The sequence below is a fragment of the Pantanalinema rosaneae CENA516 genome (genome assembly GCF_050753385.1).
GTDB classification, from domain to species: Bacteria; Cyanobacteriota; Cyanobacteriia; order Leptolyngbyales; family Leptolyngbyaceae; genus Pantanalinema; species Pantanalinema rosaneae.
Genome location: NZ_JBLZFZ010000013.1, coordinates 138,780 through 147,167, shown reverse-complemented (window position 1 = coordinate 147,167; position 8,388 = coordinate 138,780). Strand labels below are relative to the sequence as shown.

At 49.6% G+C, this 8,388-nt stretch carries 5 protein-coding genes; 4 read left to right on the top strand and 1 reads right to left on the bottom strand.

The features are described from left to right. Positions 1 to 90 precede the first annotated feature (90 nt). The 3 genes from ACN4EK_RS10305 (at position 91) to ACN4EK_RS10295 (ending at position 7,044) form a co-directional block, all read left to right on the top strand. Positions 91 to 438: a hypothetical protein gene (locus ACN4EK_RS10305; RefSeq protein ID WP_431657770.1), complete on the top strand. Its 348-nt coding sequence runs from the start codon at positions 91 to 93 to the stop codon at positions 436 to 438. Between the two features lie 87 nt (positions 439 to 525). Continuing rightward, positions 526 to 2,838, top strand: a complete 2,313-nt coding sequence (locus tag ACN4EK_RS10300; RefSeq protein ID WP_431657769.1) for a DUF4231 domain-containing protein — start codon at positions 526 to 528, stop codon at positions 2,836 to 2,838. Positions 2,839 to 2,940: 102 nt separating this feature from the next. After that, positions 2,941 to 7,044, top strand: coding sequence for a TIR domain-containing protein (locus tag ACN4EK_RS10295; RefSeq protein ID WP_431657768.1), 4,104 nt, complete (start codon positions 2,941 to 2,943; stop codon positions 7,042 to 7,044). A 40-nt stretch (positions 7,045 to 7,084) separates the two neighbouring features. Here ACN4EK_RS10295 and ACN4EK_RS10290 read toward each other — a convergent pair whose 3' ends face one another. Continuing rightward, the gene (locus ACN4EK_RS10290) at positions 7,085 to 7,501 is read right to left on the bottom strand and encodes a hypothetical protein (protein WP_431657767.1); all 417 of its coding nucleotides are present in this window, start codon (positions 7,499 to 7,501) and stop codon (positions 7,085 to 7,087) included. Positions 7,502 to 7,597: 96 nt separating this feature from the next. Between ACN4EK_RS10290 and ACN4EK_RS10285 the strand changes: the two genes are divergently transcribed. Next, a complete protein-coding gene (locus tag ACN4EK_RS10285) occupies positions 7,598 to 8,317 on the top strand; it encodes a 2,3-bisphosphoglycerate-dependent phosphoglycerate mutase (protein ID WP_431657766.1) in 720 nt (239 codons plus the stop codon). Positions 8,318 to 8,388 lie beyond the last annotated feature (71 nt).

Sequence of the window (8,388 nt, the reverse complement as noted above, 5' to 3'; positions counted from 1 at the left end):
AGATGTGTATAAGAGACAGCCCTACCCCCTTCTCCCCCAACCACCGATTTAAATGCCGCGATCGTCGCTGCCGCTAATCATTTGCGAGGCATGTCTACCGCCGAAGGTCCCGATGGTGGCAACAATGCCTGTGCCTGGACGGTAAACAAGGTATTGCAGCAGGCGGGGATTGCACCTCTGGGGGAAAATCCGAATTATGTGCCGTCCCTGCTCGATGCCCTGAAACAAGGACGGGGGCAGTTGGTTTCTCCCTCAGACGCTCGGGCAGGTGATCTGGTGATTGCCTGCGGAGAAGCTCACATTGGCATTGGTCTAGCCGATGGCTGTAGCCGGGTGTTGTCGAACTCATCCTCGCGGGCCTGCTTCGTTTGGGAATCCGATCGCGATTTTGATGGGTCGTATGGTGGCTCCAGCACAATCTATCGCTTGCTGCGCTAATCCTGCATTAATCGCATTAATCTCTATTCGTTTCCGTCGTCCATTGTTTCAATCGCCTCAGCATTCAATCTTACAGGGTGTCCCATCATGGCAAAGCAAAAGACTTACTACGATTACTTGCGACAGGAACTGGGTGAACTGGTTGAGCAGTTGCAACTCCCAGACTTGTACAAGCAGTCTTTAAAGCAACGTTGGCTCGATCAAACCGTTTGGGCGGACAAAAAATCGGCGGAATGTCGGCAGTGGCATTATCGGTTACGCCTGACTACGATTATTGGTGGGGTAATTCTGCCTGCCCTAGTGGGAATCAACTTTGAGATTGGCAAAAACAATCCAGTGCTGCGGACAGTGTTTCCTTACCTGCCCTTTGCCTTAAGCCAGGTGATTGCCGTCAGTGCCGCGATCGAAGAGTTCTGTCGGTTTGGCGATCGTTGGCGAGATTATCGGCAGATGGCAGAAGATCTGAAAGCGGAGGGCTGGCAATATCTGCAATTAAGCGGCTCCTATGAAAGCAGCAAAACCCATATCACTGGCTATCCCCTGTTTGCTAGCCGTGTGGAGAACATTATTAAACAGGATGTCCAGAACTACATTTCCGACTTAATTAAGCAGCAAGCTCAACAAGAGCAGCAGATCGAGCAATATCTGGAAGCCGCCCAAACGGTGACAAAGGATAAAACGTTGTTTGCTCAACCCGAGCCACCGCGACCTACCGGAGCCATGTATGCCACAGCAGGTGCTTCAGTCAGTGCAGGCAGCTATGTTCCTAATGGGATGGCAATGGGCGCGACCGCACCCGGATATATGCCTACGGCTAACACTGGAACTGCCATGTTAGTTGCCCCAACCCAGCCAGGAATGGGGGGCATGACCGCGCCTGTAGCAATGCCAACGATCGGGGCAGCCGGAATGCTGCGTACACGACAAAATACCGTCTTTAAGCTCAGTCCCCAGCCCTCTGAGGCACTGCCGGAACTACACAAATTTTCGGTGCCTAGCGGCAGTATATTTGGGTTACAGGCGTATCAAGAGGGTGGCAACAATCATCTTTATGTCACCCTGACGCAAGGATTGGGAACCGAACAGCGCCATATTTGGTATGTGTATGTGCCCCATATTGAGATTCTGGGGCAGAATGGACAGCCAATTTCTCTACCAATAACTACTCCAACCGCTACAACACCAGCCGCGACAGCAACGGCAACAGCTTCGCCAAATGCGATCGCCCAAAACGGTACTGTGCAACTACCAGTCCCCTATCTATCTCAGGTAGATAACACCCAAAATCCATTTGGCAGTTGCAATGTCACTAGCATTGCCATGTGTTTGAAGTATTTGGGAGTGCAACAGACTAATGCGAGTAAGCAGTTTGAGGATGAACTCCAGGATTGGCTGGAAGCAAGGGGACTCGATCGCCATGTGCCAGAGGCCCTCGCTCAAGCGGTAGAAGGCTATGGCTGTAAGGATAACTTCACAACTAGTGCCACGGTCGATCAAGTGAAACAATGGTTAGCGCAGGGGAATCCCTGTGTCACCCACGGGTACTTCACCAGTTCCGGTCATATTGTGACGATCGTCGGCTATAACACCCAGGGCTTCATTGTCCACGATCCTTACGGCAAGTGGACAGAGGCAGGCTACGATCGCAACGACGATAGTAATCCCGAAAAAGGTAAAGCTGTAATCTACGATTACGCCATGATGCAGCGTACCTGTATGAGTGATGGGCAATTCTGGGTTCACTTTATTGCCAAACCGGGCCATCAACCGACTGCGGCTACCGGACAGTCCGCTCCCAACCTGATTACCACACCGGGAAATGTACCGAACAAGTTGAAAAACTTGCTGGCAATTACCCAAAATATGGCAAATTTGCTAACAGCAGATCAGTTAATTCAAATTGCTGGAGCCAATGCTCCCCGCGATCGGCTGCGTGAACTTGTTGCTGGGGTCAACCAAACGCTGGAACGGTATCAGATCAACACCCCGCTCCGGATGGCTCATTTCATTGCTCAGGTGGCGCATGAATCCGATTGCTTTAATGCGATGGAAGAATATGCCTCGGGGGAAGACTACGAGTGGCGAGATGATCTGGGCAACACCCAGCCTGGAGATGGAGTGCGCTTCAAAGGAAGAGGACTAATTCAACTCACCGGACGCTCCAACTATGCAGCATTTTCTAAGGCGATGAATGTAGATTTTATCGCTCAACCAACATTGGTCGCTCAGTCTCCCTATGCTGTGCTGGCAGCCGGTTGGTTTTGGGATAAAAACCAGTTAAATCCCCTTGCTGATCAAGATAACTTGAGAGAAATCACCCGCATTATCAACGGGGGATACAACGGGTTAGAAGACCGAGAACATTATCTCCAAGCTGCCAAGCGGGTATTGAATTGTTAACGCGATCGACGATTCCAGATCACTGGTTTCTCCTTATTAATTCACCTACTTAGTCGAATTGTCGTTTCCTTCAGTCAAGTTATTTGCAGTGGCAGATTGGTCATGAATCAATTTCAGGATGCGTTTATCTCGTATGGTCGGGCAGATAGTAAAGCTTTTGCTCAAAAGCTGAACAATTGTTTAATCGAACAGGGATTAGAAGTTTGGTTTGATTTTGATGACATTCCGTTAGGAGTGGATTATCAAAAACAAATTGATGATGGGATTGAAAAAGCGGATAACTTTCTGTTCATCATTGCGCCCCACTCGATCAATTCTCCCTACTGCCGCCTGGAAATCGAACTAGCGCTCAAACGGCATAAGCGAATTATTCCGATTCTGCATGTGGAGCAGATCAGTCGCGACACCTGGCAACAGCGATTTCCCCATGGTACTGATGAGGAATGGCAAACCTATCGAGAAAAGGGGTTACATTCCAGTTTCCCAAATATGCATCCAGAAATCGCCAAGATCAATTGGGTATATTGTCGGGAGGGCATGGATGACTTCCAACAGGCGTTGGCTAGCTTAATGACTTTGATGGAGCGCGATCGTACCTATGTCCGACAACACACCTATTTCCTGGCGAAAGCCCTGGAATGGGATCGGCTGCACCGCGAAACACCGCTCCTGCTAGTGGGTGAAGAACGACATCAGGCGGAAGACTGGCTAAAACTCCGGTTTAAACAGACTCAGCCCCCTTGTCTACCAACGGCTTTGCACTGTGAATACATTACAGAAAGCACTAAAAATGCCAATAACCTGATGACTCAGGTATTTCTATCCTGGTCTACTCAGGATCGAAAGGTAATGGAGCAGGTTCGCCATAGTTTAATGCGTGAGAGTATCACCGTTTGGGTCAGCAAAACGGATATTAAAACTGGGGCTGATTTCCAGCAGGTGATTAATCGCGGCATTGAAGAAGCGGATAATATTGTTTACCTGATTTCTTTAGATTCCTTAGAGTCTAAATATTGCCAGCAGGAAATTGATTATGCTCTGAGTTTGAATAAACGGATTATTCCGTTATTAATGCGACCAACGGATTTAGAGCAAATTCCCGAGCAACTGCGGAGTTTGCAATTTATCAATTTCGCGGATAACACGACTCAGGAACAGTACGATCGCGATATTGCCAAGCTGATCAAAATCCTCAATCACGATGCTGATTACTATGCAGAATACAAAATGCTGCTGTGTAAAGCTCTGAAGTGGGAACGACAACATCAAAATCCCTGTATTTTGCTCCGGGGCTACAATCTGCGTCATGCGGAAGCTTGGTTAAAGGTTGGACGACACCGCGATCAACATCGTCCCCTGTCGTTAATTGAACAGTTTATCGAGGAGAGTCTACGTCAGCCTGTTGGGGTAGCTCTAGATGTGTTTGTTTCCTACTCCCGCAAAGATGCCGATTTTGCCCGTCGGTTAAATGATGCGCTGCAAATTCAGGGCAAAACCACCTGGTTTGATCAGGAAAGTATTGCTGCCGGAAGCACCGATTTTCAGCAGGAAATTTATCGTGGCATTGAGAGTGCCAACCATTTCCTGTTTGTCATCTCTCCTAGCTCGATCGCGTCTCCCTACTGTTCTGGTGAAGTCGAGTATGCGGTTAAACTGAACAAACGGCTCATTACCATACTGGCACACCCCACAGATCCCAGTCATCTGCATCCTGAACTTGCCAGTGTGCAATGGATTGACTTTAGTCAAAGTAATAATAACTTTGATGCCAGCTTTAGTGTTTTACTCAGAACCTTAGACACCGATCCAGATTACTTAAAAACTCATACCTGGTTGCTGATGCGATCGCTGGAGTGGGAACATAAAGGTCGAGATGATGGATTACTATTACGCGGCAATGTGCTGGGTGAAACCTGTGATTGGTTGTTGGAAGGCAGAAATAAGAAACCAGAACCGACTCGATTACAACAGGATTACGTCACTGCTTCCAGTGATTCGGAAAGTAAGCGGCAACGAGCCACCGTAAGATTACAACGAGTCGGATTAGCTCTCGTCAGTGGCATTTCCTGCGTGGCGATCGGCTTAGGATTAACTGCCTTTCAACAATACCAAGAAGCCACCCAACTTCAACGCAAAGCCAACCAGGAGGAGATTCTGGCTCAAACTAAAACCTCCGATTCCATGTTTCAATCCGGGCGATCGTTTGAAGCATTACTCGAAGCGATGCAAACTGGCATTAAGCTGAAGCAATATCAAATGGTCAACACTGACCTGCAACCGGCGGTGTTAACCGCCTTACAACAAGCCGTGTTTTGGGTACAGGAGAACCAGCGTTTAGGCTCCCACGGTGGCATTATCTGGTCAGTTAGTGTCAGTCCAGATGGGCAAACAATTGCCTCTGCCAGTGCCGATGGTAGCGTCAAACTTTGGCAACGCGATGGAACATTAATCCAAAAAATTAGTAGTACCAATCAGGAACCCGTGTTAGCCGTCGCCATTTCACCAGACAATCAATATTTGGTGATGGGGGGTGCGAATACAAAAGGGGCAACCGGACAGGCAACATTAATCCAATTGTCCGGATCCCAACGGATTCCCCTGGGTCAACAGCCTGCCCCGGTCGTCGGAGTCGCGATTTCTCCCGATAGTTCCACGATCGCCACAGCGAGTGAAGATAGTCTAGTGCGGTTATGGAGTCGGGATGGCAAGCTCCTGAAAACCCTGGAAGGACATAATGCCCCGGTGCGGGCAGTCACCTTTAGTCCAGATGGACAAACGATCGCGACAGCCAGTGACGATCGCACCATTCGCCTGTGGAATCGGGATGGGACTCCCTTAAAAACCTTAGTCGGTCATACGGCTCAGGTACGCAGTGTTGATTACAGTCCAGATGGCAAATTATTGGTATCTGCCAGTTGGGATGAAACCGTTCGGCTCTGGCAGAGTGATGGAACCCCACTTCGCACGATCGAAGGACACAATACCCTGGTGCATGATGCCCGTTTCAGTCCGGATGGGAAGCGAATTGCTTCGGCAGGATGGGATAAAACCATTCGCCTGTGGACATTAAACGGTACATTGGTTTCGATCCTGCCGGGACATACCGCTCAAATTCGGACGCTGAACTTTAGTCCCAGTGACGGCATGTTAGTGTCGGCGGGGGGCGATCGGTTGGTACGCCTCTGGACATTAAATCGTCCGTTGTTAGCCACCCTACAGGATCATTGGGCGCGGGTTTACAGTGTCAGTTTTTCACCCACTGGGATGCTTGCCTCTGCCGGGGCGGATAACGCTGTGCGGTTGTGGGATCAGCAGGGTAACCCATTGCGAGTGCTGAAAGGGCATCAATCCGTGGTTTGGGCAACCAGTTTTAGTCCGGATGGAAAAACGTTAGCCTCTGCCAGTTCCGACCACACGATCAAACTCTGGAATGTGGCAACCGGACAGGTGTTGCAAACCCTGGTGGGTCATGCCGGTCCCGTTTACTCAGTGAAATATAGCCCGGATGGGCAACTGCTGGCATCCACTGGAGCCGATCAAACGGTGCGGTTGTGGCGGCGGGATGGTACAGTGATTCGCACACTTCAGGAGTTCAAACGAGGACTGTTGTCGATCGCGATTAGTCCAGACGATCGTCTGCTAGCGGTATCCGGTTGGGATAATACAGTCAAACTGCTGACTCTGAGCGGAAAACCAATCTCGGAACTGAAAGGGCATCAAGGGTGGGTGTATAGTGTCACCTTCAGTCCGGATGGTCAGCGACTATTAACCGCAAGTTACGATGGCACCGCTAAATTATGGACGCAGTCCGGTCAATTAATCACCACCCTGCAAGGTCATGAGGATGGCATTGTGGCGGCAGACTTTAGTGCCGATGGTCGCTGGATCGCCACGGCTAGCCATGACAACACTGTGAAGTTGTGGCACAGTGACGGCAAGCTAATTACAACCTTACGAGGACATCGCGATCGCGTCAGTGATGTTGCCTTCAGCCAGGATGGTAGCTTACTTGCCACGGCCAGCGAAGACAAAACGGTACTACTCTGGGAACTCAAAATTCAAGGGGATCTGGATAAACTACTCGCCCGAGGCTGCCAATGGACAAAAGACTTTCTCCATTCCAATCCCACCAACTTTGTGGACGTGCGGCAATATTGCCAGAATCACTCCGTTCCTACCGAGACGGCTGCGATCGGGCAGAAGTAGAATCGCTGCCTCTAGAGAGCGATCGCCATTTCCAGAGGCTTTAAGCAACGTGATCATCCTTGGGGGAAATCCCTCGGAGTTTGGTCGCCAGCAATGGAGCCAGTATTAGCAATAGCAAGCCAAAGGGCATGAGTCCACCTTGCAGCACATTATAGTCAGCCGCGATTTGTGTCCAGGAATACCCTAAGATCCAGCGTCCCAACCCAATTTCAAACAGGATTGTCAGTAACAGCCATAGTCCGCCAATCTGCATCAGTTGAGCGGTTCGCGTAGGATGGAGCCAACGGATAAATAGGGTAGCAACGGTCACCACTAACATTGCTCCGGTCACAAACGAAATTTGATGTGCCCAACTATTCCCTAGAAGTGGCACAAGCCAAAAGATTCGCAGTGTTCCATTCAAACTTTCAGCCATGATAAACACTAGCCAAACTAAAAAGCTTTTCAGCAATAGCATTTCTAAAGCACCAAATCGTTAATCTTTCTGGGGTATCGGGTCGGATTTGCAGGCAGGCGATAAGATTGGCGGTTGATCCATCTCAGTTCCTAGATTATGGCTAAACTGATTTTGATTCGCCACGGACAAAGCTGTTGGAATGCCGAAAACAAATTTACGGGTTGGGTCGATGTGCCCCTGAGTCATATAGGGTTGAAAGAAGCGGCTCTGGCGGCGGAACGCTTGAAGTCGATCGCGATCGATGTTTGTTTCACCAGCATGTTAATCCGGGCAATCCAAACCGCGATGATTTGTCTAGTCGAGTCGGATGCGGTCCGGCTGCATGGCAAAAGTCCGGTGATCCACCATGCAGCCGATGATCCCGACTGGCATGGGTGGGATGCCCATAGGGGTGATCCCCAGGAAGAGATTCCCGTTTTTCCCTCCGTGGCTCTGGATGAACGGTTTTATGGGGACTTGCAGGGTTTAAATAAAGCTAAAACTGCTGCGAAATATGGGGTAGAACAGGTTACACTCTGGCGACGATCCTATTCCGTTCGTCCACCGGGAGGTGAAAGTCTGGAGGATACTGTTGCCCGCACTGTCCCTTATTTTCAGAGTCGGATTATGACCCATGTGATTGCTGGGGAAAATGTGCTGGTGGCGGCACATGGCAACTCCCTGCGATCGATCCTGATGAATCTAGAACACATGAGTCAGGAGGTAATTCCGCTCCTGGAGTTAGCCACGGGGGTTCCGATCGCCTACGAAATTAATCTAAACGGCAAAATTGTCAGCAAAATGATTTTGAATGATCAAGCGAGCCTGGTTGTGTAACCCCTATGATTTTATTGCAAGGTTGAGCGTGGAAAGTCCAGGCTCAACTTTATGATGGATTACGGCAACCT

Bases quoted from the DNA above. Each gene is read 5' to 3' on its own strand.
- ACN4EK_RS10295 (WP_431657768.1), top strand. From the start codon at position 2,941: ATGAATCAATTTCAGGATGCGTTTATCTCGTATGGTCGGGCAGATAGT.
- ACN4EK_RS10305 (WP_431657770.1), top strand. From the start codon at position 91: ATGTCTACCGCCGAAGGTCCCGATGGTGGCAACAATGCCTGTGCCTGG.
- ACN4EK_RS10290 (WP_431657767.1), bottom strand. From the start codon at position 7,501: ATGCTATTGCTGAAAAGCTTTTTAGTTTGGCTAGTGTTTATCATGGCT.
- ACN4EK_RS10285 (WP_431657766.1), top strand. From the start codon at position 7,598: ATGGCTAAACTGATTTTGATTCGCCACGGACAAAGCTGTTGGAATGCC.
- ACN4EK_RS10300 (WP_431657769.1), top strand. From the start codon at position 526: ATGGCAAAGCAAAAGACTTACTACGATTACTTGCGACAGGAACTGGGT.